Source organism: Streptomyces sp. NPDC050433 (genome assembly GCF_044458565.1).
GTDB lineage: Bacteria > Actinomycetota > Actinomycetes > Streptomycetales > Streptomycetaceae > Streptomyces.
This window is the reverse complement of the sequence record NZ_JBITIB010000001.1, coordinates 254,335-277,352: the sequence shown is the minus strand read 5'-3', so window position 1 is coordinate 277,352 and position 23,018 is coordinate 254,335. Positions and strand designations below refer to the sequence as shown.

Genomic DNA, 23,018 nt, shown 5'->3' with positions numbered 1-23,018 from the left:
GGCGGCCTCCAGCCGCAAGACTTGCTGATCCACCCAAGCGGAATCTCCGGTACGAGGAGGACCCCAACCTCGCCGGCCGACGGACACCCCGCTCGCGAAACACGGTCAGTTCGGCTGAGCTTTGAACCTCTGCGATCCGCAGACCGTCTTAGAGAGCGAACGGGAAGTAGAGAGCGCCTATCCGAGTTGCAATTCGTGAATCCAATCCGATACAGCAGTGAAGAGAAGATCCGCCACCTACTGCAGTGGGCCGCTGCATGGAATGGTGATTCGAGAGGTGAAAGCGCATGGTCATACTCTCTTAACCTGGGCGGCTCGCACGCCCTGCTCAACGGATGGATGAAAAACGCCGAACTGATGTCCTCCCTCACCTGGGAGGAAAGGGATCTGATTAGTCAGGCTCGCAAAAAATCCAGCCACAGCAGAAAGCGCGACAACGTATCCAAAAGGAAAGGTTGACAGTACGTAAGGGGTGGTGCCCCCTGGCGCGAAACCGCCGTGGCGGCAAAACGGACCGGACCGGCGGGCCGGGGCGGTCCCGAGAAGGACGGACCGTCAGATGTCGCGAGCGGCGTCCGTGAGTGCTTCGCCGAGGCCGGCGACGCCGCGGGCGATCTCGTCGTCGCCCGCGGTCAATGCGGCGCGGGGCGGAATCGGATCGCCGTGCCTCCACCGGCGACCAGTCGCAGTTCGAGCACGGTGGAGGCCCGTACCGTCCGGGTCCGGACGTCGATCGGCAGTGGGTTGTCGTGCCAACTGGTGTCCGCGGCGTCGCTGTAGATCTCGGCCGTGTACGGGCCCCGTCCCAGGAAGCGCAGCGGCACTCTCAGCGTCCGGTCGTGTTCGTCGGTGATGGCGCCGAGATACCAGGTGTCGCCCTTGCGGCGGGCGGCCACTGTGTAGTCGCCGATCACGCAGTCCAGGAAGCGGGTTTCGTCCCAGCTGGCCGGAATGTCCCTGAGGTAGGCGAATCCCGGGTGGGCGTCGTAGTTCTCGGGGGTGTCGGCCAGCATCTGCAGCGGGCTGAAGAACACCGAGTACAGCGCGAGTTGCGCGGCCGAGGTCGTCTGCACACGGGTGCCGAGCCCGGCCGGGTCCCAGGTCACGTTGAGGACGCCCGGGGTGTAGTCGGCGGGCCCGCCCATGAACCTGGTGAACGGGAGGATCGTGGCCTGCTCGGGAGGGTTGCCGAGCGGGCCCTTGTAGTTGTGCTGCTCCATGCCGGCCACGCCCTCGCCGGTCATCATGTTCGGGTAGGTCCGGGCCAGCCCGGTCGGCTTGATGGCCTCGTGAGCGTTGATCATGATCTTGTGGCGGGCCGCCGTCTCCACGACGCGCTGGTAGTGACGCACCGCCTCCTGGTCGAAGTGGCTGCGATTCACGCCGCCCAGTACGAATTTCGTGGCATAGCCGGTCTTGACCGCGTGGATGCCCAGTTCCGCGTACCGCGCGAAGATCGTGTCGAGGTGCTGCTCGTAGTAGTCGACGAAGCCGCGGGTCTCGTTGTGCGCGATGAATCCGACGCCGTTGGCCCGTGCGTAGCGCAGTACCTCGGGCAGGTCGAAGTCGTCCCGCGGGGTAAGGAAGTCCTGGCCGGTCCAGCTGCCGCCGGCGTTGGTGTTCCATCCCTCGGCGAGTACGGAACGCGCGCCCGCCTCTCTGGCGAGGTCGATGTAGCGCTTGGCCCGCTCCGTCGTCGCACCGTGCCGGGGTCCTTCGGTCCAGGTCGTGTGCCGCCGCTGGAGTTCCCACCAGACACCGACGTAAGTACCGGGCGAGATCCACGACGTGTCCGTGAGTGCGCACGGCTCGTTCAGGTTCTCGATCAGATGCGACTCGGCGAGGTCGCCGGGCCGTCCGCCGATGACCAGCGCGCGCCACGGGGTGGAGAATTCGCCTTCGAGGTGGGCCTTCGCGCCGTCGGGAAGGCTGATCAGCTCGCTGGTGAAGGTTCCGGGCCGGTCGGCGTCGGCGGCGAGGGTCATGCTCGGATAGTCGATGAGCGCCGCCTCGTGCACCACGATGTACTCATCGTTCTGCGTGGCCAACGACAGGGGGGTCTGGGCGGTTTCCACGTCCGCCAGGCGGGCCTGCCGATAGTGCCGCTCGTCGGCGTTCCAGTCGGTGCCCGCAGCCAGCGACCAACTCCGGGCGGTCGGTTGCAGGGAGAACTCGGTCCTCTCGGCGGTCACGGTGTAAGTGTCGAGGCCGGCCTGGGCCGGCAGGCGGTAGCGGAAGCCGATGCCGTCGTCGAAGACCCGGACGATGAGGTCCAGCCGTATCCCGGTCGCCGGCTGCACGGTCCGCAACACGCATTCCCGGGCCTGGTTGCGGACGAGCGCGTCAGCCCCCCACACCGGCCGCCACGTCTCGTCGATCGTCCTGCGCCGAGCGGATTCCAGCACCAGCCCGCCGGTGAGCGAGGGGCGGCCGGCGAGGTCGAGCCCCAGCCCGGAGAGGGCCACCAGGTTCCGTCCGTTCCGTGCGACCTGATAGCACAGCCGCCCGTCCACCACCCGCACGGTCACCAGCAGCCGGCCGTTCGGCGAGGCGATCGTGACACGGTCGCGCGGTACGGCGGACGCGCCGGCGGGTGCGGCGAGCGCCCCGGCGAGTACCGCACCGGCGGTGGCGCCGAGGACGGCGCGGCGGTTGGGGGCCTCTGCCATGTCACGCTCCATCACGGATGGTTGGTCGCAGAACCGGGCGCGGCCCTCTGCCAGGCGGTCGAACGTGCGGCGAGCCATGGGCGGCCCCTTCCGCAGACTCACAGGCAGGAAGTACGACCTGCCGCCTTTCGTGAACTTACATCGTTGTAACAACTACTTTCCGGGGGCGTCAACCCTTCGGTGATCAGAAGTGACGCGCTGGGGCGCCGAAACCCCGGCGCCGGTCGATGCCCGGCACGCCGCCTCCTCGCGACAAGCGCTTCGAGGCCGCGGGGTGCGGGGCGAGCGGGTGGCCGTTGGGTCCTTCGGCAGCCCAACAGCCCCGGAACGAAAGCGTTTTGCCGGGTCGGTTCGAGTGGCCCGCGGTCCTCTCCCGCGGCCGGTGGGCAAACCGGCGGATCCGGACCCGGATCCGTGTCGGGGGCGCCACGGATTGCCGCAGGGGCCGTTGGGCACCTGGCCGGTCCGCCGTGAAGGTTGCCGCCGGTAAGCGTTGCGACAACGACGCAGAAGGCTCGCCGCCATGACGCGGCATCAACTCGGACGCGGACGTTCGCCGCAGGCACAGGCATCGGCCCACGCCTTCCACCACCCCGGCCGCGTAGTCCGCCGGTGATCCGGTGACGCTGATGGCGCAGCCGACAACCTTCACCGCCAGGTGGTACCACTCCCCGGTGGCGAGGCCATCCGGGACATCCTCGTCCGCGAGTTCGGTCCAGCCGGATGAGCCCCAGTTCCCGTGCGGGCGGCGCCCACTGCGGCGAAAACGATTGAACCGTCGGTGCTTCGGCACCGTTGTCGCTCACCGAGTGCTCTCTCGCGCGAGCGCAGGCCGCCGGCGCCGGCGCCGTCCCCGATCCAGCCCGGCTCCGACGTTGGCGGCCTGCCGGTCCCGGAGGCCGGGGAGCCTTTGCAGTCCATGAAAGGCAAAGGAGATCGCGATGGCCGGACCGCATTGTGCGTACTCTCCGGTCGCTCCTGGCACTTGACGCCTTCGGTACCGAAATTTCCACGAACCTCCTACAGATGCGGAATGTTTTATGGCTGCCATGACTCTTTCCCTGCGCAAGGCCGTCATCGGCGGAGCCGTGCTCAGTGGGGTGGTCCCGTTCGTCGCCTGGGCCGGCACGTCTCAGTCCCCTCCGCCGGAAGTCGCCGCCACGAGTGCGGTGTTGGTGGATGACAAGGGCAATGAGCTGTACGGCAAGAACGAGAGCACCGACAGCTTCACGGCCAGCACGGTGAAGATCATGGTGGCCGCCGTGGTCCTCGACAAGACCGGCCTCGACCTGAACCGCCAGGTGACCGTCCAACAGGCATACCGCGACTACGTCACCGAACACCACGCCAGCACCGCCGACCTCCAGACAGGCGACAAGCTGTCCGTGCGGCAACTCCTCTACGCGGCTCTCCTGCCCTCCGGCGCTGATGCCGCCTACGCCCTCGCCGACACCTTCGGTCAGGGAGCGACCAGGGCGCAGCGCGTGCAGTCGTTCGTCGTGGACATGAATGCCGAGGCCCACGAACTCAAGCTCGGCAAGACGAAGTTCGACACCTTCGACGGTACGGGCGACGACTCCAGCTCAGCGACGGACATGACGAAGCTGGCCCGTCACGCCATGCGGAGCGATACGTTCCGCCGGGTCGCCAAGACCAAGGAGTACGAGACAGAGGCCCCGGCTGCCAACGGCAACACCCGTTATTACACCTGGCACAACACGAATTTGTTGCTCGACTCCTACAAGGGCGTCATCGGCATCAAGACCGGTACCACGTCCAAGGCGGGCGAATGTCTGGTATTCGCGGCCGAGCGGGACGGAAAGGTCCTCACCGGTACCGTGCTGAACAGCACGGACAGGTACAGCGACGCGGCGAAACTGCTGGACTACGGTTTCGGGACCGACGAGGCGCAGGACATGAAAATCCGTAAGCTGCCTTCAGGGGTCGTACGCGATTGATCAGGGAACGGCCGTCGGCGTCCGGCCTTCGCCGTGGTGCCCGTAGCCGGCGATCCCGCACGGACAGCGGGTGCCCGCAGCAGGGTGAACACCCCCGGCTACGGCTGCCGGCGTAGGGCGTGGGCGCCCGCCGGCGTGGCCCAGGCAGTCCGGGAAGCGGAGCCGCTGTCCCAAGGTTTTGAACCGGACGGGCGGCTGACGCGTTGTGGGGGGGCGATGGAGTCGACGACAGCTGCCAACGTCATGAAACGGCCACCGTGCTGGTGGGCGCCCCGGGTGAGGAACACCACCTCCGAGCCAGGCTTGCATTTTGTGGTCACTGATTGACAGCACTGGATGCCGACCCTGCCGCCGGTGCCGACTCGGTCCACCACCGATGTCGGCGGCGGCCGAAGGCACACCGGAGAAGCTTCCCATCCGCATCGACTCGCGGATGCCGGCCACCAGGGCCTGGGAGCCCAGACCGGCGGGCGCGTGGTGACGCCGCCGCACCGCAAGTTCAAGAAGAACGCCCCGAATTGGTACGAGGAGATGCACGAGCGACAGCGCAAGGCGCACTCCTCGCGGCGCATCCGCGGCGAGCACGGCATCGCGCACCTCAAGAACTGGCGGGCGCTGGCCAGTCAACTCGGCCGCCGCGAGCAAATCAGCGACACCGTGCAAGGCGTCGCTGCCCTGCTGTCCCACCAGCAGACCGCCTACCGTGCACGCACGCGTTAGGCGTGCGCCTCGCGGTATGTGGCCGGTCAGGACCCCGTCGGCTCGCCTGCTTGGCTGACAAGTGTCGGCGGCGCCGCTGCCGCGACCGGGTCAATCAGTGAGCTGCCAGGTCATACCGCCGGGGTCCACACCGTTGGTGACGGTACGGCCGGTGGCCGGCACGAACTGCTTGCTCTTGGTGAAGGACACACCCGCGCTGACGAGCGTGTCGACAGTGTCGAGGTCGGTGAGGGCGAAGGCGACGTGGTGGATGTAGGCACTCTCGGCGCCGGCTTCAGGTCGGATCTCCAAGACCACCTGCCCGTCCCCCGGCAGTGCCATCTCGACCGAGCCCCGCGCGGCATCGAGCCGGCGAACCTCGCGCAGACCCAGCGATGTCAGGTAGGCGACGGTGCCCTCGAAATCGGGGGTGCGGACGTCGATGTGGTCGACCGCGATGAGCATGGCTACTCCGATGGGCGTAAGGCGTGGGCGGGTGCGTGGTGGGTGGCGTAAAGCGTTGGGGGCTCCCATTCGACCCGGTCGACAAATGAATTCGACCGTGGTGCCGGCAGGGAGCGGGCTCGTGTCTGGTTGCGCGGCTCGGTGGTCGAAATTTGTTCGTTCATGCGGGGGGGGCGGGAGCCGGGCCGGCAAGGCTTGCATAGCTCGTCGGCCCGGCAATGCCCCTCCGGGTCCGGGCCGGGTCCGGCTCGGAGTCCAGATGTGCGGGAGGTCAGCTGCCGCCGTTCTCGATGATGGGTTCAGCCGCGTTGGCCCGCGCGTCCCAGGACTTGCCGAACTCGGTGGCCGAGACGAAGTTGGCGTCGAAGCCAAGTGCTTCGACCGCGTCGGCGAACTCGGGGTCTTCGTCTACGTCAGAAAGGGCGCCGCTGTAGGCCTGGACTATCGCGTCAGGGGTGCCAGCGGGTAGCACGAAGCCGTTGGTGGTGTCTTGGACGATGTCGTAGCCCTGTTCGGTGGCGGTGGGGACGTCGGGGAAGGAGGTGCCACGTTCGGTGCCCAGGTTGGCGACGATGTGCAGCTCTCCGGTCTCCACGTTGGCTTCGACCGCGCTGGGCGCGGCGACGATGAGGTCGACCTTGCCGCCGAGGAGGGCGGTGAGCTTGTCGGCGCTGCCGCCGGCGAAGGGGATCAGGTTGTACTCGGCTCCGGTGGCCTTCTCGAGCGCAGTGACGGGGAGGAGGTCGTCAACGGCACCGGCACCCATGTTGATCTTCGTGGGGGCGGCGGTGGCCTTCTCGGTGAGGTCGTCGAGGTCTTTGATGCCGCTGTCGGTGCGCACGACGAGCACCGAGCCGAAGGTAGTCACTCCCCCGGCGGGGGCGAAGCTGTCGCGGTCGTAGTCGACGTCCGTGTTGGGGTCGAGGTAGGTGGTGAAAATGGAGGGGAGGTTGGCGCTTCCGATGACCGAGCCGTCGGCGCGCGAGTTGGCAATCTCCTGCAGACCGGTTTGGCCGTTCCCTTCGGGCTTGTTGATGACCTGGACCGGGACGCCGAAACTAGCCTCGAGACGTGGGGCGACAAGTCGCGCGACGGTGTCCGTGGATCCGCCGGCGCTGAACGGCACGATCATCTCGATGCTGTCCAGTCCCTTGGGGAAGTCGGCAGGGTCCGCCGCGCTGTTGCCGCCGGTGCTGGCGCAACCGACGACGGCCAACGGTGCGAGAAGCAGTCCGAGAAGCAGCACAACGTTGCGGGGTGGGGTCATGGTGGATCCTGCTTTCGTGTCAATGTTGCGGGCTTGGTTGCCCGAGAGGAGGCGTAGGTCGCGGGGCCGGGTACGACCTGGCGCGCGCACCGAGGGCGGCGGTCAGGTTGAGGCCGGCGAGAACAACTCGTCGACGCTCAGGTCACGGGCCAGGAGGTCTTGTTGTCGGGCGTAGGTGAGCAACCGGTCGCAGCTGGCGCGATTAGCGGCGACGCCCATCGGGTTGGGGTCGCCGCCGACGATGTCGCGCAGGGCTCGCATCCGGTCGTCGGCCGCACTCTCGCAACCGGGGATGGATAGCTGCGCGTCGTAGTGGGCCTTGCTGCGCTCGAACAGTGCGTAGAGCTCGTCGTTGACCCCGGGGAGCTCCGCAGCGGTGGCGGTGTCGATCGCCAGCACGTGGTTGACCGGGAGGATCGCGTCGCGGCTGAAGGCTTCCATTGAAAGCCGGTCGGCGTCGGGGAACAACGGCCTGGCCAGCTCCGGATCGAGATGGGGATCCATGACGATCGCGGCGTCCAGAGACCCGTCGGCCAGCATGGATGCGATCGAGGCACCGGCGGGGGCCCGCTCGACGTGAGCAGGGTCGGTGTATTCCGCGACGTGGGCTGCCTCGAAGCTTATCCACGTCACCGCGGTGAGATCGACACCAAACTGGTTCTGCAGCAAGCCGCGAACCCACACGCCGGTTGTCTGGGAGTACGCGCGCACACCGACGCGCCGCCCCTCAAGGTCACCCGGCTCGGTGATGGTCGAGCCGGTGCGAACCACGATCGAGCGGTAGTGGAAGTCACGATTCAGCACGACTGGGACGCCAGTGATCGGTCTGTCGCGTTCAATGGCCATCGCCAGGGTGGTCAGTGCCATCTCGGCGACGTGGAACGCACGCTGGTTCACCATCGCTCGGAATGCCTGCGGCAGCGGCTTGACGGCGTGGATGTCGAGTGTCTTACCCGGTAGCCCAATGGTGTGGTCGAGGATGGCGCGGACGATGCCGCGCTCGCCCAGGGCCGTCTTCAATACGATGTTTCCGCAAGGGCCGATCGCGGACTCATACGGCGCGACGAGCGCCGACGCCGACGGCTTCGTGGTCATGTCGCCCACCCCCCTCACACCCCGACCGGGGGGTGCGGAGCGATCTGATCGTGCTGGCGCCTTTCACGGTTGGCGCGCAGGGCTCGGCCGAGGGGGATGCTGGCCAACGCGACCGCGGTGATGATGTAGATGACCACAGCGGTCGTGCTCGACACGAACCCTGTGACGCTGCCTTGGGAAAGCGCCAAGGTCTGTCGGAACGAGTTCTCCATCAGATCGCCCAGCACCAATGTGAGCGCGATCGGCGAGGCCGGAACATCGATCTTCGCCAGCAGGTAACCGAACAGGCCCGAGCCAAGAAGAACGATGATGTCAAAGGTGTTGTTGCGCAAGCTGTAGGCGCCAATGACCAAGAACACGACCACTACTGCGTAAAGCACAGGGTAGGGGGTCTTGAGGACCAGCACCCAGATCCGCACCAGTGGCACGTTGAGGATCAGCAAGATGACGTTACCGACGACGATGCTGGCCAGGATCGTCCACGGGACGTCTGGGTGGTCGGTGAACAGCTTGGGCCCGGGGATGAGCCCGTTCGAGGTGAAGACACCGAACATGATGGCCATGGTCGCCGAGGACGGAATGCCCAGGGTGAACAGTGGGATCATCCCAGCTACGCTGAGGGCGTTGTTGGCCGACTCGGGGCCTGCGACACCTTGGATCGCGCCTTTGCCGAACTGCTCGGGATGCTTGGCGAGTTTGCGTTCGAGAGCGTAGGAGGCGAACGACGTCGTCGCTCCGGGTGAGCCGGGCACCAGACCGAGGAAGAACCCGATGACCGACCCGCGAGCAATTGGTCCGACCGAGTCGACGACGTCTCGCCGCGACGGCATGATGCGGCCAACCGTGATCGCCTTCTGCTCGCGGTAGCGACGCTCGATAGTGGTGAAGAGCTCGGTAAGGCCAAACAAGCCCATAATGACGGGGATGATGTCGAGGCCGTCGATGAGCCCGTCGGCGCCGACGGTGAACCGCTCAATGCCGGTTAGCGGGTCACGCCCGACCGTTGCCAGCAGCAGGCCCAGAGCAACCGCGATCAGTCCCTTGGTGATTGAGCGTCCGACAAGCCCCGCGGCGATGAGGAGGGCGAGAATAGTGAGAGCGAACATCTCGACTGGGCCCAGGGTGATCGCAAATCTGGTCAGCGGGGTGGCGGCGACGAAACCGACGGTAGCCACCAGACACGCAACGAACCCGCCGACGGCAGCGATGACCAGCGCCGGGCCCGCACGGCCGGCCTTCGCCATCGCGTGGCCGTCCAGGGTGGTGGCGACCGAGCTCGCCTCACCAGGAACCTTGAGCAGCACCGCGGTGATGGAGCCGCCGTAGGTCGCGCCGTAGAGGACCGCGGCCATCATGACCAGCGACTCGGTGGCACTGAGCGAGAACGTCAGCGGAAAGAGCAGGGCAGTGGCGGCCGCTGGGCCGAAGCCGGGCAAAATGCCGACCACCATGCCAACCAGACACCCAATCAGGGCATAAAGCAGCATGCCGGGGGTGAGGACGTTCTGCATCCCACCCACGAAGTGGTGAAGAGAATCCACGAGGGTGTCCTCTCAATCGGAGTCAAAATCGGCAGCGGTCGGTCAATCTGAAGCGGGCCGACGCCGTGGTGAGTAGACGGCTTAGTCAGAAACTGAGCGGCAGGACCATGCCGAGCCCGACGGACAGTCCGAAGTAGCAGACTGCGGACAGTCCGGCTGAGACGAGGCAGGTCATGACAATCGGTGCACCGAAAACGAAGCGCAGCACGACGAACGCGATGGCGAAGATGGTGAGACGGAAGTCGATCTGGTCGAAGACCAGCGCGGGTACCAGCATCGCGGCGACGGTGATCGCGATGCGCAGCACGCCTCCTCGGTCTGGCAACTCGATGGGTTCCTCCGGTTGCGGAACCGTTCGACGCCATGTCTGCAGCGCCCAGACAATGCCCAGAACCAACAGCACGGCCGAGACCATGCCCGGGAACAGGCCCGGCCCGACGACCTGGGTGTCGCCGCCCAACCCGTAGGAGGAGGAGCGCTGCAGCGCGAGGGCCGACACGACGACGGTGACTGCACTGCCCCACATATCTCGACCGTGGCGTGGGTCAGTCTGCGGCGCCAACCCCGCATCGGAGCCCGCACGAAAGTCCGCGTCGGCATGAGGGCCGCTGACTGAGGCCGACGCACTGGCCTTGTCGTTGCGCGGGTAGATGTTCGTGGTCACGACCGGGTTGTCCCGTCCGTCGGCTCCGGCTTGTAACCCTGGGCCTGGAGCCGGCGGTCGATCCAGGAGTAGTCGCGTTCGTTGGTGTCAACTTGGCGCAGCCGGCCGGTCTCGTCGGCCAATTTACGGCGCGCGGCGTCGTAGATGTCGTCGAGGTGGTCGAATGGGACGGAGACGACCCCGTCGGCGTCACCCAGGACCAGGTCGCCGGGGTGGACGATCATTCCGCCGAGGTTGACGGGCGCATTGATCTCCCCGGGCCCGTCCTTATAGGGGCCGCGATGCGTCACCCCACAGGCGAAGACCGGCAGGCTGCTGGTACGCAGCGTCTCGGCGTCCCGAATCGCGCCGTGAACAACGAGCCCGCCGAGACCGCGCGAGACGGCGGCCTTGACCATGATTTCGCCGATGATCGCGTTACTGAGGTCACCGCCGGCGTCGATAACCAGCACGTCTCCGGGCTCGAGCATCATGATGGCCTTATGGACCATCAGGTTGTCGCCAGGCCTGGTGCGCACGGTCAGCGCAGCTCCGCTCATCTTGGTGGTGAGGTCGGTGTTCATGAGGGTCAAGTTCGCGCCGGCCGCTGACAACCGACTCATGCTGTCGCTGACGTTGGCGACTGGAAGGTCAAGCCAACGCTTCGCGTTGGCTTCGGTCACGGCACGAGAACGCTGAAAGATCTGGAAGCCGAGGGTCATGTCAATCTCCGGGGTATGTCGGGTGGTCGAGATGTGGGGCGCACGCGCGGGGTGAGGCCGATCCGTATGTCTCGCGCCCGCCCGATGCGGGCGTGCCGGCCTTTTGCGAGGGAGGCGCACGGTGTGAGAGAGGGGAGCACCTACACCGTCGCGGTCGCCGCGGTCGCCCCAACAGGCAGCGCGGCGCGGGGGTAGAGCTTGCGCACGTTGCCGATGAAGATCTTGGTTCTTTCCTCGGCGCTGAGCCACTGGATGTCGTTGACGAATGAGACGGTGTCGTCGAACGGCCTGTTTGTGTCCGGGTCGACGGCCTTTGCAGTTCCGAACGGCTCGGATGCGTAGAGGATGTTGTCGGCGCCGACCTTCCGGATCAGCATCTCCATCGAGTCGCGGTCATAGATCGCAGTGTCGAAGTAGACGTTCTTCACCCGTTCCTCAAACGCCGGCTTGGCCTTCTGAATGTGCAGCGCCCGATGACGGTTCCAATTGAAGGGCAGTGACCCGCCACCGTGCGGCACGATCAGCTTCAGGTCGGGGTGTCGGTCGTACACGTCGCTCCAGCACAACTCGAAGGTCACCGCCGCGTCGGCGTTGGTGTAGTGCGACCCGTTGAGGTGCAACGCCGGGTTGACGGTGCTGGAGGCGTGGATCAACCCGGGGACTTCGAGGCCCTCCATCGCCTCCCACAGCGGATACCACCACTCGTCGCTGATCGCCGGTGTGAAGGGCTGGCCTCCCCCGGCAACATCAGGGTTGATGTTGCACCCAACGAAGCCCAGTTCGTTGACGCACCGGGTCAGCTCGTCAACGCAACTCGCCGGACTCACCCCCGGCGACTGGGGCAACTGAGCAGCGGGGATGAATCGATCAGAGACGAGATCACACACCCGCTTGATGAGGTCGTTGTTGACGCGCGTCCAGTACAAACTCACACGCGCGTCGCCGATCTCGTGGCCCATTCCAGACGCGCGCGGCGAAAAGATCATCCGGTCGATACCGAACTTGTCCATCCGCCGCAGATGCCCCTGCAGCGACTCCAGCAGCTCATCGTCACTGAACTTGGGGGCGGCTCCGGCGGTGGGGCGATTGAGCGAGCCCAGCTGTCGCGCTCGGTAGGCGTCGAGCTGCGGGGGCGCAGTGGTGTAGTGCGCATGACTGTCAACGATCAAGGTGACCCTCACAAATGTCTCGAGTATTCGTCGCTCGCGTCCTACTCCCGTGTCGAGGGCCACATAACGGGCGTCACTCCCACGGCGATGCACGACACTAGAAGGAAACTTGCGCGTAGCCAAGAGCTGTGCAAGTTTTTTGCATGGTTCGACGAAACTCGTCAGCGCGTCCCTCAGCCTCGATCCTTAGAGTCCAGGGCCAGTGACCGGTAAGGCGGAGGAGGCGGCGGCCGGTGGTGACGAGCTGGGCGGCTGCGGAGAACAGGCGGAACCGCAGACGCCGCGGTTCCCAGAGCCTCGCCTGGCCTGTCAGGGCAGCTTGGTATCCAGGCCAGCAGGTCGAGCGCGCTGGACGGTCTCCAGCGAGACCTGGTTCTGGGCGGTGTCGTGCAGGGGCAGGTTCCGAAGCCCGATCGAACGCGCGGCCGGATCCGGTCCTGGCGCGGGCCCGCAGCCGGTGACGGAAGGTCTTTTCCAGGTAGGGGCGGCATCCTGCTTGTCGGAGTGGGCGACGACCAGGACTCCGTCCAGGTCCACGGTCACCCGCCCACCAGCGTCCGGGGCCTGGCGATCGGCCAACTTCCAGACGTGTCTGCGGACTTCGGACCGGGCGTTGCGGATAGCGGTCAGTGCTTTCCCGCCGGAGGTGGCGAGGATGTCGATCAGACGGGAGACCGCCGGGTCGGAGGCCACCGGCCCGAACACGGCCGGATCGGCCCGCAGCAGTGCAATGTCGGCGAGGCAGTCCCCGCCGAGCGCGACCGCCAACGCAAGATCCACGAGTATCCTGCCCGGGTCGTGAACGGCCCGCGGTTTCCGCCAGGAGGCGAATGCTGCGGATATGGCTTGGTCCAGGCCGGTCTTGCGGACCGTTTCGACCAGCAGGACCGAACCGGCCTCCGGGACCACGGCCCGGCCGTCGTCCCGGACAAGGACATGGGGAGAGGACCCGATAGGCTGCGTCACCTGGAAAGTGCCTCCGACAGGGGCGGGAACAAGGACCTCGGCAATCCTCATTCTCGCTGGTCAGAGGCACTTTCTGCTTCCCTGATCACCTGCCGGACAGCACGCTTCATGAAAGCGCGAGGTTTAGGATGAGCCCGATGAGCTTCTACCAGTCACTCGAGGAGTCGACGCGCAGCCTCACCGCCGCCGAGCAGAAGATTGGCAGCCTCTTGCTGGCCGACCCGCGCAACGCACCTTTCCTGCGTATAGCCCAGATCGCCAAGCGCGCCGGTGTGCACGACTCCACGGTCGTAAGGTTCGCGCAGAAGCTGGGCTACGCCGGCTTCATCGAGATGCGCGAAGCCCTCGTGGCAGATAGCCTCAGTAGCCAGGACCGGACCATCGCCATGCGTGAAGAGGGGGAGGCCTTCTCCCTCGCCATGGTCGTTAGCTCGCAGGTCGAGGTCTTGCAGAGCCTCCCGGAGAAAATCCCCCAGGAACGCATTGATTCTACGGTCGAGGCCCTGCTCGCCGCCGACCGCATCCACGTCATGGGCAGCGGGCTCATGCTCCCTCTGGTCGAGTTCATGCGCGCCAAGCTCAGCTCAGCCGGACTGCACGTCGACACCATCCCCTACACCGGCCGGGAAGCGGCACAACGCCTCGCCCACGTGAGCCCGACCGACGCTCTACTCGTGTTCGCCTTTGCCGAGGACTACGAGAAAGTGGCCCACCCGATACGCATACTGGAGGCCGAACAGACCAGCATCATCCTGCTCACCGACGAGAGCAGCCTCATGCGCCCAGAGCTACCCGCACATGTCATCGCCATCCCCCGGGACCAAGTCCGCCACGGCGTCATTGTGCCCATGACCGCTCTGTGCTATGCCATCCACTACGATCTTCTGCAATACCGGACCGAAGAACGACGAGCGACCCGCCAGCGAACCGATCTCCTTGACGGCGGCTCTCCGCCAGCAGCCAGCCGAACTCAGTAAGCCACTCGGCTGCTGGGCGCACGTGCTGAAGTAAGGACCTGAGGCGTCCGATCTCCTTCGTCCGTCGGAGATGGCACACGTGACCCCGGGTGATAAGGACGCACGAGAATGCTGGTCGCACCTCGGCCCGGCGTTTGCGCTGCTCGCGGCAGGGATCGAGCAGGCTGGCACGGTACTTGGGGACGCATGAGCATGCGTTCGGGCCGGTCGGCGCGGGCATAGCGTTTGACGGTGTTCAGGGCCAGTTGCAGGCGGCGGGCGTATTCGAGCAGGCCATGGACCTGGTGCCAGCGTTCGAGGGTGGTCTGGGCGCGGGGCCCGTCGTAGATAGGCGCGTCCAGTACGGCGGCCCAGCATGTTCTGTGCGCCTTCGCCTCGCTCAGACGGTGTCCTGTGGTGAGGTGGTCGTTGGGTCAGTTATGCGGCGGGGTAAGTGGAGTTGGATTGTTCCGGACGGGTTGTGGGAGATCGCGGAACCGCTGATCCCGCCGTCGAAGGTGCGGCCGCAGGGCGGCGGGACCCAGGACACGCCTGATGAGCCGCTGTTCGCGGCGATCATCTACGTGTTGGTCAGCGGATGCGCCTGGCGGGCCTTGCCTCCGTGCTGACTTCGGCGCCATGGACCTCGGCCAGATGAGCCTGGACTTCACCGGTCGTCAGGCCCCCTTCGCGGACAGAGAGATCACCATCTCGTCCACGCCGGACAGACGCTTCTGCCGCATCTTGACGATCTTCGGTTCGCACGAGCCTTCACGGTCGCGGGGCACGGCCATCTCGACCGGGCCGACGTCCGTCAGCCCGGTCTTGGCCCGCGTCCCGTTGCGGCTGTTGCCGCCGTTCTTCCCGGCCGGATCGTGCTTGTCATGGCCGAGGCGGTCGGTGATCTCGCCTTCGAGGGCGGACTCCAGCAGCCGCTTGGTCAGATGGCTCCGCCGAAGTACGACAGCGTCTCCATCGCCCGGTCGCCCGCTCCGCCGAGAAGACGCCCCGGCAGGGCGATGAACGGCAACCTTGCCAACTTCGCGGCAACTATTGACAAGTTTGCGCAACGGTGACGACCATGCAACATGCCGTTCATCCCCACTCGCTCCGTCGAAACCGTAACGGAGTAGCCATGGCCCCCACGTTGACTGACGTAGCCAAGCGCGCCAACGTCGCGCTCTCCACCGCATCCCGCGCGTTCAGCGATCCGGATCGGCTGGGACCACAGACCTTGCGCAAGGTTCTCGCTGTTGCGCAAGACCTGGGCTATGCGCCGCCCTCGCCGCGTGCGACCGAGTCGCCCGCCGATGGGGAGACCGCCACCGTGGCGGTGGTCGTGCCCGACATCGCCAATCCCGTGTTCGGAGCCTTCGTGAAGGCCGCGCAGGGCGAGGGCTGGCACCGCAGACAGACCGTCGTGCTGGCCGACACCGACCTCAGCCAGGACCGCGAGCGCGAGGTGATCACACACCTGCGCGACCAGGCGGATGGGCTGATCGTGTGCTCGCCCCGGCTGGAGGCGGAGGAGATCCTCGCCATCTGTGGCCGTACGCCCTGTGTACTGGTCAACCGCGAGACGACCGGTTCGGACTGTGTGATCGCCGATTCCGCGCACGGGATGCGCCAGGCCGTCGAGTACCTGGCCGCCCTCGGCCACCGTCGGATCGCCTACGTCCAGGGCATGCAGCGCTCCTGGTCCAACGCCCACCGCGTCGAGTTGATCCGTACGGAGACCGAACGGGCCGGACTGGAGCTGGAGTTGCTGGGGTGGCAGTCCGAGACGGTAGCGGGCGGGACCGCCGCGGCGGCGAGCGTCATGGCCTCGGGCGCGTCCGCGGTGATCACGCACAACGACCTGATGGCGCTCGGTGTGATCGTCGGCGCCCGCGCGCTGGGGCTGAGCATCCCGGAGGACCTCAGCGTCATAGGGGTCGACGACATCCCGTTCGCCGAGGTGTCACAGCCCTCCCTGACCAGCATCGCCGTGCCGATGGCGAAGGCCGGCACGCTCAGCCTCGATCTGCTGGGACAGGTCCTCGCGGGTGAGCGGCAGACCCCCCGCACGCTCCGGTTGCCGACCCAGCTCATCGTGCGCGGGTCGAGCGGACCAGCCGCCGCCCCCGCTGTCCGGCAAGGAACCACGGCGGGCCGAGCAATGAAGGATGCGTCATGACAGCCACCGATCCGGCCCCGGCACTGACCGTGGTGGTCGCCGACTCCAACCTCACGCCCCTGCACGCCGAGTTCGAGGCAGCTCTCCCGGCGGGTACGGCCGTCAGCTGGCCCGATGTCCGGGACTCCGGGGCGGTCGCGGACGCGCTCACGGACGCGGACGTCCTGGTGTCCGGAGTGTGTTCCGCCACCATGGCGGCCGGCGCCCCCCGGCTCAGGCTCGTCCACGCGGCGGGCGCGGGAACCGAGAAGATCGAGATCGACTCGCTGGCACCCGGCACCCAGGTCGCCAATACGTTCCACCACGAGGACTCGATGGCCGAGTACGCCGTCTCCTCCGCCATCCTGCTGCGCCGCGGCTTCCTGCGGCAGCACCGGGCGCTGCGTCACGGGGAGTGGGACTCCCCCGCGCACGACCCGCGGGCGCCCTGGGTGGACACCCTCTCCACGGCGACGATCGGCTTTGTCGGTTTCGGGCACATCGGAGCGCGCTGCTGGGAGCTGTTCCGGGCGTTCGGCGCGCAGGGCGTGGCCGTCACCAGGCGCGGTGATGTCGACGCGGCGGCCCAGCGGCTGGCCTGGTCGGGGACCGTCGACGACCTCGGCACACTGCTGGAGACCTCCGACGTGGTGGTGGTGTCCGCTCCGCTCACCGAGGCGACCGCGGGGCTGATCGGTGCGGCCGAACTGGCCCGGATGCGCCCGTCGTCGGTGCTGATCAATGTCGGCCGCGGCCCGGTCGTGGACGAGGACGCGCTCTACCACGCGCTGAGCGAGCGCACGATCGACGCCGCCGCGCTCGACGTCTGGTACCAGTACCCGGCCGGCGGGCACACCGGCGCCCCCAGCAAGCACCCCTTCGAGAAGCTGGACAACGTACTGATGACTCCCCACTCCTCTGGTCTCACCCGCGAGACCTTCGCCCGCCGGGCGGCGGACATCGCCGCCAATATCGGCCGACTGGCCGCGGGCGAGAAGCTGAGCAATGTCGTGGCGGTGGCCCGATGAGCAAGACCGACACGATCGTCTCCGCCGATGTGATCGTCACGAGCCCGGGACGCAACTTCGTCGCGCTCAAGATCACCACGGCGGAAGGGCTCGTCGGCTGGGGCGACGCCACGCTCAACGGGCGCGAACTCGCCGTCGCCTCGTATCTGCGTGACCACGTCGCGCCGCTCCTCATAGGCCGCGACCCGGCGAGGATCGAGGACACCTGGCAGTACCTGTACCGCGGGGTCTACTGGCGACGCGGTCCGGTGACGATGACGTCCATCGGCGCGGTGGACATCGCGCTGTGGGACATCAAGGGGAAGGCCACCGGCCAACCCGTGTACCAGCTCCTCGGTGGCGCGGTCCGCGACCGGATCCTGACATACACGCACGCCACCGGCTGGGACGTCCCTCAACTGCTGGACTCGATCGACGCCCAGCGCGAGCGGGGCTTCCTCGCGGTACGCGCGCAGAGCGGGGTCCCCGGTCACGACATGGTGTACGGGGTGACCAAGGGCGGCCCGGGTTACGAGCCCGCCGGCCGCGGCGCCGCTCCGGTGGAGGAGATCTGGGACACCGAGTCGTATCTCCGGCACGCTCCGAAGGTGCTCGCGGCGGCCCGCGAGCACGTCGGCCCCGAGCTGAAGCTGCTCCACGATGTCCACCACCGGCTTACGCCCGGCCAGGCCGCGCAACTCGGCCGCGCGCTGGAGGGGGTGGACCTCTTCTGGCTGGAGGACGTGACCCCTGCGGAGAACCAGCAGGTGCTGCGCCATGTCCGGCAGCACACCACTGTCCCGCTGGCGATCGGTGAGGTGTTCAACACCGTCTGGGAGTGCCAGTCGCTGATCACCGAGCAGCTGATCGACTTCGTACGGACCTGCGTCACCCACGCCGGCGGGATCAGCCACCTGCGGCGCATCGCCGCCCTGGCCGAGATCTGGCAGGTCAGGCTCGGCCCACACGGCCCGTCGGACGTCTCGCCGGTGGCGCTGGGCGCGTCGCTGCACGTCGGTCTGTCGACCCCGAACTTCGCGATCCAGGAGTACATGGGGTACGAGCCGGTCGTCCATGACGTGTTCCGGCACGCGTGGACCTACGCGGACGGCTATCTGCACCCCGGTGACCAGCCCGGTCTCGGGATCGAGGTCGACGAGGAACTGGCCGCCCGGTTCCCGTACGAGCCCGCCTACTTGCCGGTGGCGCGTCGGCGCGACGGCTCGCTGACGGACTGGTGACGACGATGACGGCAGTCCTTCCCCGCCTTGGTTCCACGACCGTTCCCGCATCCGCGTCGTCGCTCCCGCGCCCGCCCGCCGAAACCGGCATCGTGCACCTCGGTCTCGGCAACTTCCACCGCGCTCATCAGGCCGTTCACACCGCAGCGGCGCTGGCCCACACCGATGGCCCGTGGGGCATTCTCGGGGTGGCCAGCCGCTCGGCCACCGTGGCGCAGGCGCTGCGTGAGCAGGAGATGCGCTACGCGGTCGTGGAGATCTCCCCCGACCGCACCCATGTCACGGTGCCCTCCGTGCACACCGGCGCACTGGTGGCGACCGAGCAGCCCGAAGAGGTGCTGGACGCCATCTCGGCGCCCGGCACGGCCATCGTCACGATGACGGTCACCGAGCACGGATACACGTACTCGCCGCGCACCCACGGTCTCGACCTGGACTCGGCCGCGGTGCAGGCGGATCTGCGCGGTGAGGCGCCGCCGCGTACCACCATCGGGCAGATCGTCCGCGGCCTCCAGCGCCGTCGGCGGTCGCACGCGCAGCCGTTGACCGTGCTCAGCTGCGACAACCTGGTGGGCAACGGCGCCCAGACGAGACGGCTGGTCAGGGAGTTCACCGAGGCCCTGCCCGCCGCCGAGCGCGACGATCTGGTGGAGTGGCTGGAGAGCGCGGTGGCGTTCCCCAGCTCCATGGTCGACCGGATCGTGCCCGCCACCACCGATGTCTACCGCGACGCGGTCGCCGCCCATCTGGGCGTGCGGGACGCCGTACCGGTGCCGGCCGAGCCATTCAGCATGTGGGTGATGGAGGACCGCTTCGCGGCGGGGCGCCCGCGCTGGGAGCACGGCGGCGCGCTGTTCACCGACGACGTCGAACCGTACGAGCTGCTCAAACTGCGGCTGCTCAACGGCACCCATTCGCTCATCGCCTACCTGGGCGCGCTGGACGGGCACCGGACAATTCCGGAGTCGATCGCCCGGCCGTTCATCGCCGACGCGGCACGGAGCGTCCTGCACGGCGACTATCTGCCGAGTCTCACCGTGCCCGCCGATATCGAACTCGACGCGTACGTGCGACAGCTCTTCGAGCGCTGGGCCAATACCGCCCTGGGCCACCGCACGCAGCAGGTCGGCTCCGACGGCTCCGTCAAGCTCCGCCAGCGGGTCCCCGGGCCCGCGCTGCTGCACCTGCGCGCAGGTCGGATGCCGCATCATCTGACGCTGACCGTCGCCGCCTACCTGTGCTGCATGGCACCGCCGCCCGGTTTCTCGCCGGGCCCGCACGCCGCCGCCATGGTGGATCCGGCCCGCGCCACGCTGGCCGGGATCGCGCTGCGCGTCGGCACGGCCTCCGGAGCCTCCTATGTCGAAGCCGTCCTGGAGAGCGGACTGCTCGGCGACGGTCTGACGCAGTACCCGGCCTTCGCCGACCGGGTCGCCGAACTCATCGACGTCATCGTCCGGCACGGACCAGCCGCCGCGGCGGCGGACGCCGCCCGAGCGATGGATCACGAACCGCAGCCCGTCCGCTGACACTCCCCCGTAAGAGGCCCACAGCCCCCTCCCCCTCGCCCCCAGCCCCGCTCGCAAGGACGTGAGAACGTGTCCACTCCCGATTCGACCCGCGCCGCCGTTCTGTACGGCCCGGGTGACCTGCGTGTCGAAGACCGCCCGCTTCGTCCCCTCGGCCCCGATGACGTGCTCGTCACCGTCGACGCCGTCGGTGTGTGCGGCTCGGACATGCACTACTTCGCCAACGGCAGCAATGGTCAGAACGTGCTTCGGCAGCCGACCGTGCTCGGCCATGAGGCCTCGGGGGTCATCAGCGCGAAGGGCTCCGGCGTGGAACTGGAGATCGGCACCCGCGTGGCGGTGGAGCCGGCCGTGGGCTGCGGCACCTGCGAGACCTGCCGCTCCGGGCGCTACAACCTCTGCCCGGTCGGCACCTGCTTCGGCTCGCCCCCAACCGACGGGGCGTTCGCCGAGCACATCGTCGCTGCCCGTCGCGCCGTACACCCGCTGCCCGACACCGTCCCGCTGGAGGTCGGCGCTCTGGTCGAACCGCTGGCCGTCGCGGTGTGGGCGGTGCGGCGGGCCGGCGTGCAGTTCGGCGACCGCGTTCTGGTCACCGGGGCCGGCCCGATCGGCATCCTGGTCATGCAGGTGGCGCGCGCGGCCGGTGCGACCGAGGTGATCGTCACCGATGTCAATGACGCGCGACTGGCCCAGGCACTCAAGCTCGGCGCGAGCGTCGTCATCAACGCGGCCGGCCAGGAGCTGGATCTGACCGGTGTCGACCGGCTGCTGGAGTGCTCGGCCCACCCGGCGGCGCTCTGGCAGGGGCTGAAGACGCTCCGTCCCGCCGGCCGGGCGATCGTCGTCGGCCAGGCCCCGCCCAGTGTCGACGGTCTGCCGCTGGCGCATCTCCAGCGCTGGGAGATCGAACTGTCCACGGCGTTCCGCTACGCGCACGCCTTCCCCACCGCCATCGCCATGGCGGCCGACGGCCGGGTGGACCTCGCGGGTGTGCTCACCGGACGGTTCCCGCTCGACCGGGCGGCCGAAGCCCTGAGGGCCCCGGGGAACGACCCGACGCAGCTCAAGGTCGTCGTCCGCCCCGGTGACAGTTCCGCCTGACCCACTGGCGGTACGCCCGCCCCTTGATCCGCCAGGCCGGCCGGTCGGCCCGACTCACCGGTCGGTCTGGCTCCAACAAACCCAACAAGCCCCGACACGTGTAACCCGCTCCACCCAACCCTGCCCCATTTATCCCGCTTGCTCCATCGTTTCCGGACCGCTCCGGAATCCGATCCGTTCAAGGAGGCATGGATCATGGACAGCAACACCAGTCCCCGCACCGCACCTCAGTCCCCACCGCCCTCGACCACGTCCGCCGAACCAACTGCCGACCCGGCCGCGGTACGACGCGCCGCCTGGGCCGGTTTCATCGGCACCTCGCTCGAACAGTACGACTTCGTCATCTACGGCACCGCCTCGGCGCTGATCTTCAGCGACCTGTTCTTCCCCAACGTCTCGCCGTCGGTCGGCATCCTCGCCAGCTTCAGTACGTACGCGGTCGGCTTCGCCGCCCGGCCGCTCGGCGGGCTCTTCTTCTCCCGCTACGGGGACCGCCTCGGCCGCAAGTGGGTGCTGGTCGCCACACTGCTGCTGATGGGCGGTTCCACGCTCGCGATCGGTCTGCTGCCCACGTACGGACAGGTCGGCCTGCTCGCCCCGATCCTGCTGCTGATCTGCCGTATGGGCCAGGGCTTCGGCGCCGGAGCCGAGCAGTCGGGAGGCGCCACTCTCCTCACCGAGACAGCGGCCAGAGGGCGGCGAGGAAGGCTGGCCTCCCTGGTCATGGCGGGTGCGGCGCTGGGCACAGCGCTCGGCGCCGTCGCCTGGATCCTCGCCCAGCGCCTGTCCGACGAGGCCCTGATGAGCTGGGGCTGGCGGCTGGTCTTCTGCAGCAGCCTCGTCGTGACCGTGGTCGCCATGATCATCCGGCGCAAGCTGAACGAGAGCCCGGTCTTCCAGGAGCTCAAGCAGCAAGCGGAGCGGCCCAAGTCCCCGGTGAAGGAGGTCTTCAAGAACGGCCGGAGGCCGATGCTCCTGGTGCTCTTCATGAACTTCGGGATCAGCACACAGTCGTACACGTACCAGGTCTTCATGGCCTCGTATCTCGTGACGACGGTGGGCGTCGACAAGGACTTCGTGCCGGAGGTACTGCTGCTGGGAGCCATCTGCGGCGGTATCGCGGCGATCGGCTTCGGCACCCTCTCGGACCGCCTCGGCCGCAAGCCGGTGTACACGCTGATCCTCAGCGCGCTGGTGCTGCTGCCCGCACCCACGTTCGTCGCGCTGAACTCCGGGTCCAAGATCGCGATCACGGTGGCGATCGCCGTCGGCTTCATCCTGGCCTGTCAGGGCGCGGTTGGCGTACAGATGAGTTACTTCCCGGAGCTGTTCGGCAACCGGTACCGCTACGCCGGGGTCACTCTGGGCCGCGAGTTCTCGTCCGTGATCGGCGGCGGGGTCGCACCGCTGATCTGCACCGCGCTGGTCACCGCCTTCTCCGGCTCGTGGATACCGGTCGCGGTCTACATGATGCTGGTCACGACGGTCAGCCTCATCGCCACCCGCATGGCACCGGAGACCCTCGACCGCGAGCTGAACGTGGCGGCGGACAGCACTGACCCGGCCGGGGCACGCGCCCGGCAGGAATGGCCGCTGCCGGCGGACGGGCTGGCGAAGGCGCGCGACTGACTGTCCATCGGCGGGCGCCACCGGGAAGCCGACCGTCGGCGGCTCGGTCCGCGTCGCATCGGCGGGCGACCGGGGCTCCGGTCGCCCGCCGATGCGGCTTCCAGGCCCCGCGGGCGGTTCGCCACGAACACCGTGCTCACACCTCACCATGCGCGCCCACCGGTCGACGCCGGGTTCGCGCTTCCGCCGGGTTTCGCGTTTCC

General features: G+C 67.7%; 17 protein-coding genes and 4 pseudogenes. 10 read left to right on the top strand and 11 right to left on the bottom strand.

Features of this window, described 5'->3' with window-relative positions:
- Positions 1-632: 632 nt before the first annotated feature.
- Complete coding sequence (locus ACIBLA_RS01335) at positions 633-2,669, bottom strand: glycoside hydrolase family 97 protein (protein ID WP_399197483.1); 2,037 nt, start codon at positions 2,667-2,669, stop codon at positions 633-635.
- Positions 2,670-3,709: 1,040 nt separating this feature from the next.
- Between ACIBLA_RS01335 and ACIBLA_RS01330 the strand changes: the two genes are divergently transcribed.
- Together ACIBLA_RS01330 and ACIBLA_RS01325 are read left to right on the top strand one after the other, a co-directional pair.
- Positions 3,710-4,627, top strand: coding sequence for a serine hydrolase (locus ACIBLA_RS01330; protein WP_363243670.1), 918 nt, complete (start codon positions 3,710-3,712; stop codon positions 4,625-4,627).
- 336 nt (positions 4,628-4,963) lie between these two features.
- Positions 4,964-5,347, top strand: a complete 384-nt coding sequence (locus ACIBLA_RS01325; protein ID WP_399197482.1) for a transposase — start codon at positions 4,964-4,966, stop codon at positions 5,345-5,347.
- 90 nt (positions 5,348-5,437) lie between these two features.
- Here ACIBLA_RS01325 and ACIBLA_RS01320 read toward each other — a convergent pair whose 3' ends face one another.
- The 8 genes and pseudogenes from ACIBLA_RS01320 to ACIBLA_RS01285 form a co-directional block, all read right to left on the bottom strand.
- Entirely contained in the window at positions 5,438-5,791 is a 354-nt protein-coding gene (locus ACIBLA_RS01320; protein WP_399197481.1) for a VOC family protein, read from the bottom strand.
- 271 nt (positions 5,792-6,062) lie between these two features.
- Complete coding sequence (locus ACIBLA_RS01315) at positions 6,063-7,007, bottom strand: Bug family tripartite tricarboxylate transporter substrate binding protein (RefSeq protein ID WP_399197480.1); 945 nt, start codon at positions 7,005-7,007, stop codon at positions 6,063-6,065.
- Between the two features lie 153 nt (positions 7,008-7,160).
- On the bottom strand, positions 7,161-8,153 hold the full coding sequence (locus ACIBLA_RS01310; RefSeq protein WP_399197479.1) for an ABC transporter substrate-binding protein: 993 nt from the start codon (positions 8,151-8,153) through the stop codon (positions 7,161-7,163).
- A 14-nt stretch (positions 8,154-8,167) separates the two neighbouring features.
- The gene (locus ACIBLA_RS01305; protein ID WP_399197478.1) at positions 8,168-9,694 is read right to left on the bottom strand and encodes a tripartite tricarboxylate transporter permease; all 1,527 of its coding nucleotides are present in this window, start codon (positions 9,692-9,694) and stop codon (positions 8,168-8,170) included.
- 85 nt (positions 9,695-9,779) lie between these two features.
- Positions 9,780-10,358, bottom strand: coding sequence for a tripartite tricarboxylate transporter TctB family protein (locus ACIBLA_RS01300; protein WP_399197477.1), 579 nt, complete (start codon positions 10,356-10,358; stop codon positions 9,780-9,782).
- On the bottom strand, positions 10,355-11,059 hold the full coding sequence (locus ACIBLA_RS01295; protein ID WP_399197476.1) for an RraA family protein: 705 nt from the start codon (positions 11,057-11,059) through the stop codon (positions 10,355-10,357). The genes ACIBLA_RS01300 and ACIBLA_RS01295 overlap by 4 nt, the downstream gene beginning before the upstream one ends.
- Positions 11,060-11,199: 140 nt before the next feature.
- Entirely contained in the window at positions 11,200-12,228 is a 1,029-nt protein-coding gene (locus ACIBLA_RS01290) for an amidohydrolase family protein (protein ID WP_399197475.1), read from the bottom strand.
- Between the two features lie 97 nt (positions 12,229-12,325).
- Positions 12,326-13,194 (bottom strand): annotated as a pseudogene (locus ACIBLA_RS01285) (transposase).
- Between the two features lie 137 nt (positions 13,195-13,331).
- Between ACIBLA_RS01285 and ACIBLA_RS01280 the strand changes: the two are divergent.
- Complete coding sequence (locus tag ACIBLA_RS01280) at positions 13,332-14,171, top strand: MurR/RpiR family transcriptional regulator (protein WP_399197474.1); 840 nt, start codon at positions 13,332-13,334, stop codon at positions 14,169-14,171.
- A 109-nt stretch (positions 14,172-14,280) separates the two neighbouring features.
- On the opposite strand, the pseudogene ACIBLA_RS01275 reads toward ACIBLA_RS01280, so the two are convergent.
- Positions 14,281-14,554, bottom strand: a pseudogene (locus tag ACIBLA_RS01275) (ISL3 family transposase); the annotation flags it as partial.
- 36 nt (positions 14,555-14,590) lie between these two features.
- On the opposite strand from ACIBLA_RS01275, the pseudogene ACIBLA_RS01270 reads away from it, so the two are divergent.
- Positions 14,591-14,776, top strand: a pseudogene (locus tag ACIBLA_RS01270) (transposase); the annotation flags it as partial.
- Here the strand turns inward: ACIBLA_RS01270 and ACIBLA_RS01265 are convergent.
- A pseudogene (locus ACIBLA_RS01265) lies at positions 14,769-15,094 on the bottom strand (transposase); the annotation flags it as partial. The pseudogenes ACIBLA_RS01270 and ACIBLA_RS01265 sit on opposite strands and share 8 nt — an antisense overlap.
- A 191-nt stretch (positions 15,095-15,285) precedes the next feature.
- Between ACIBLA_RS01265 and ACIBLA_RS01260 the strand changes: the two are divergent.
- From ACIBLA_RS01260 to ACIBLA_RS01235, 6 genes are all read left to right on the top strand, one after another.
- The gene (locus ACIBLA_RS01260) at positions 15,286-16,326 is read left to right on the top strand and encodes a LacI family DNA-binding transcriptional regulator (RefSeq protein ID WP_363243669.1); all 1,041 of its coding nucleotides are present in this window, start codon (positions 15,286-15,288) and stop codon (positions 16,324-16,326) included.
- On the top strand, positions 16,323-17,333 hold the full coding sequence (locus ACIBLA_RS01255; protein WP_363243668.1) for a 2-hydroxyacid dehydrogenase: 1,011 nt from the start codon (positions 16,323-16,325) through the stop codon (positions 17,331-17,333). Before ACIBLA_RS01260 ends, ACIBLA_RS01255 begins: the two co-directional genes overlap by 4 nt.
- Positions 17,330-18,553 (top strand): D-mannonate dehydratase ManD, encoded by a 1,224-nt coding sequence (manD, locus tag ACIBLA_RS01250; RefSeq protein ID WP_363243666.1) that lies wholly within the window; start codon positions 17,330-17,332, stop codon positions 18,551-18,553. Before ACIBLA_RS01255 ends, manD begins: the two co-directional genes overlap by 4 nt.
- 5 nt (positions 18,554-18,558) lie before the next feature.
- Positions 18,559-20,082: a mannitol dehydrogenase family protein gene (locus ACIBLA_RS01245; RefSeq protein ID WP_399197473.1), complete on the top strand. Its 1,524-nt coding sequence runs from the start codon at positions 18,559-18,561 to the stop codon at positions 20,080-20,082.
- A gap of 69 nt (positions 20,083-20,151) precedes the next feature.
- A complete protein-coding gene (locus tag ACIBLA_RS01240) occupies positions 20,152-21,186 on the top strand; it encodes an NAD(P)-dependent alcohol dehydrogenase (protein WP_399197472.1) in 1,035 nt (344 codons plus the stop codon).
- A 195-nt stretch (positions 21,187-21,381) separates the two neighbouring features.
- A complete protein-coding gene (locus ACIBLA_RS01235) occupies positions 21,382-22,815 on the top strand; it encodes an MFS transporter (RefSeq protein ID WP_363243663.1) in 1,434 nt (477 codons plus the stop codon).
- The last annotated feature ends 203 nt before the right edge of the window (positions 22,816-23,018 follow it).

Excerpts from the sequence above, each read along its gene's own strand:
- ACIBLA_RS01335 (WP_399197483.1), bottom strand. The coding sequence starts at position 2,669 with ATGGCAGAGGCCCCCAACCGCCGCGCCGTCCTCGGCGCCACCGCCGGT.
- ACIBLA_RS01330 (WP_363243670.1), top strand. The coding sequence starts at position 3,710 with ATGGCTGCCATGACTCTTTCCCTGCGCAAGGCCGTCATCGGCGGAGCC.
- ACIBLA_RS01325 (WP_399197482.1), top strand. The coding sequence starts at position 4,964 with ATGCCGACCCTGCCGCCGGTGCCGACTCGGTCCACCACCGATGTCGGC.
- ACIBLA_RS01320 (WP_399197481.1), bottom strand. The coding sequence starts at position 5,791 with ATGCTCATCGCGGTCGACCACATCGACGTCCGCACCCCCGATTTCGAG.
- ACIBLA_RS01310 (WP_399197479.1), bottom strand. The coding sequence starts at position 8,153 with ATGACCACGAAGCCGTCGGCGTCGGCGCTCGTCGCGCCGTATGAGTCC.
- ACIBLA_RS01295 (WP_399197476.1), bottom strand. The coding sequence starts at position 11,059 with ATGACCCTCGGCTTCCAGATCTTTCAGCGTTCTCGTGCCGTGACCGAA.
- ACIBLA_RS01280 (WP_399197474.1), top strand. The coding sequence starts at position 13,332 with ATGAGCTTCTACCAGTCACTCGAGGAGTCGACGCGCAGCCTCACCGCC.
- ACIBLA_RS01260 (WP_363243669.1), top strand. The coding sequence starts at position 15,286 with ATGGCCCCCACGTTGACTGACGTAGCCAAGCGCGCCAACGTCGCGCTC.
- ACIBLA_RS01255 (WP_363243668.1), top strand. The coding sequence starts at position 16,323 with ATGACAGCCACCGATCCGGCCCCGGCACTGACCGTGGTGGTCGCCGAC.
- manD (WP_363243666.1), top strand. The coding sequence starts at position 17,330 with ATGAGCAAGACCGACACGATCGTCTCCGCCGATGTGATCGTCACGAGC.
- ACIBLA_RS01245 (WP_399197473.1), top strand. The coding sequence starts at position 18,559 with ATGACGGCAGTCCTTCCCCGCCTTGGTTCCACGACCGTTCCCGCATCC.
- ACIBLA_RS01235 (WP_363243663.1), top strand. The coding sequence starts at position 21,382 with ATGGACAGCAACACCAGTCCCCGCACCGCACCTCAGTCCCCACCGCCC.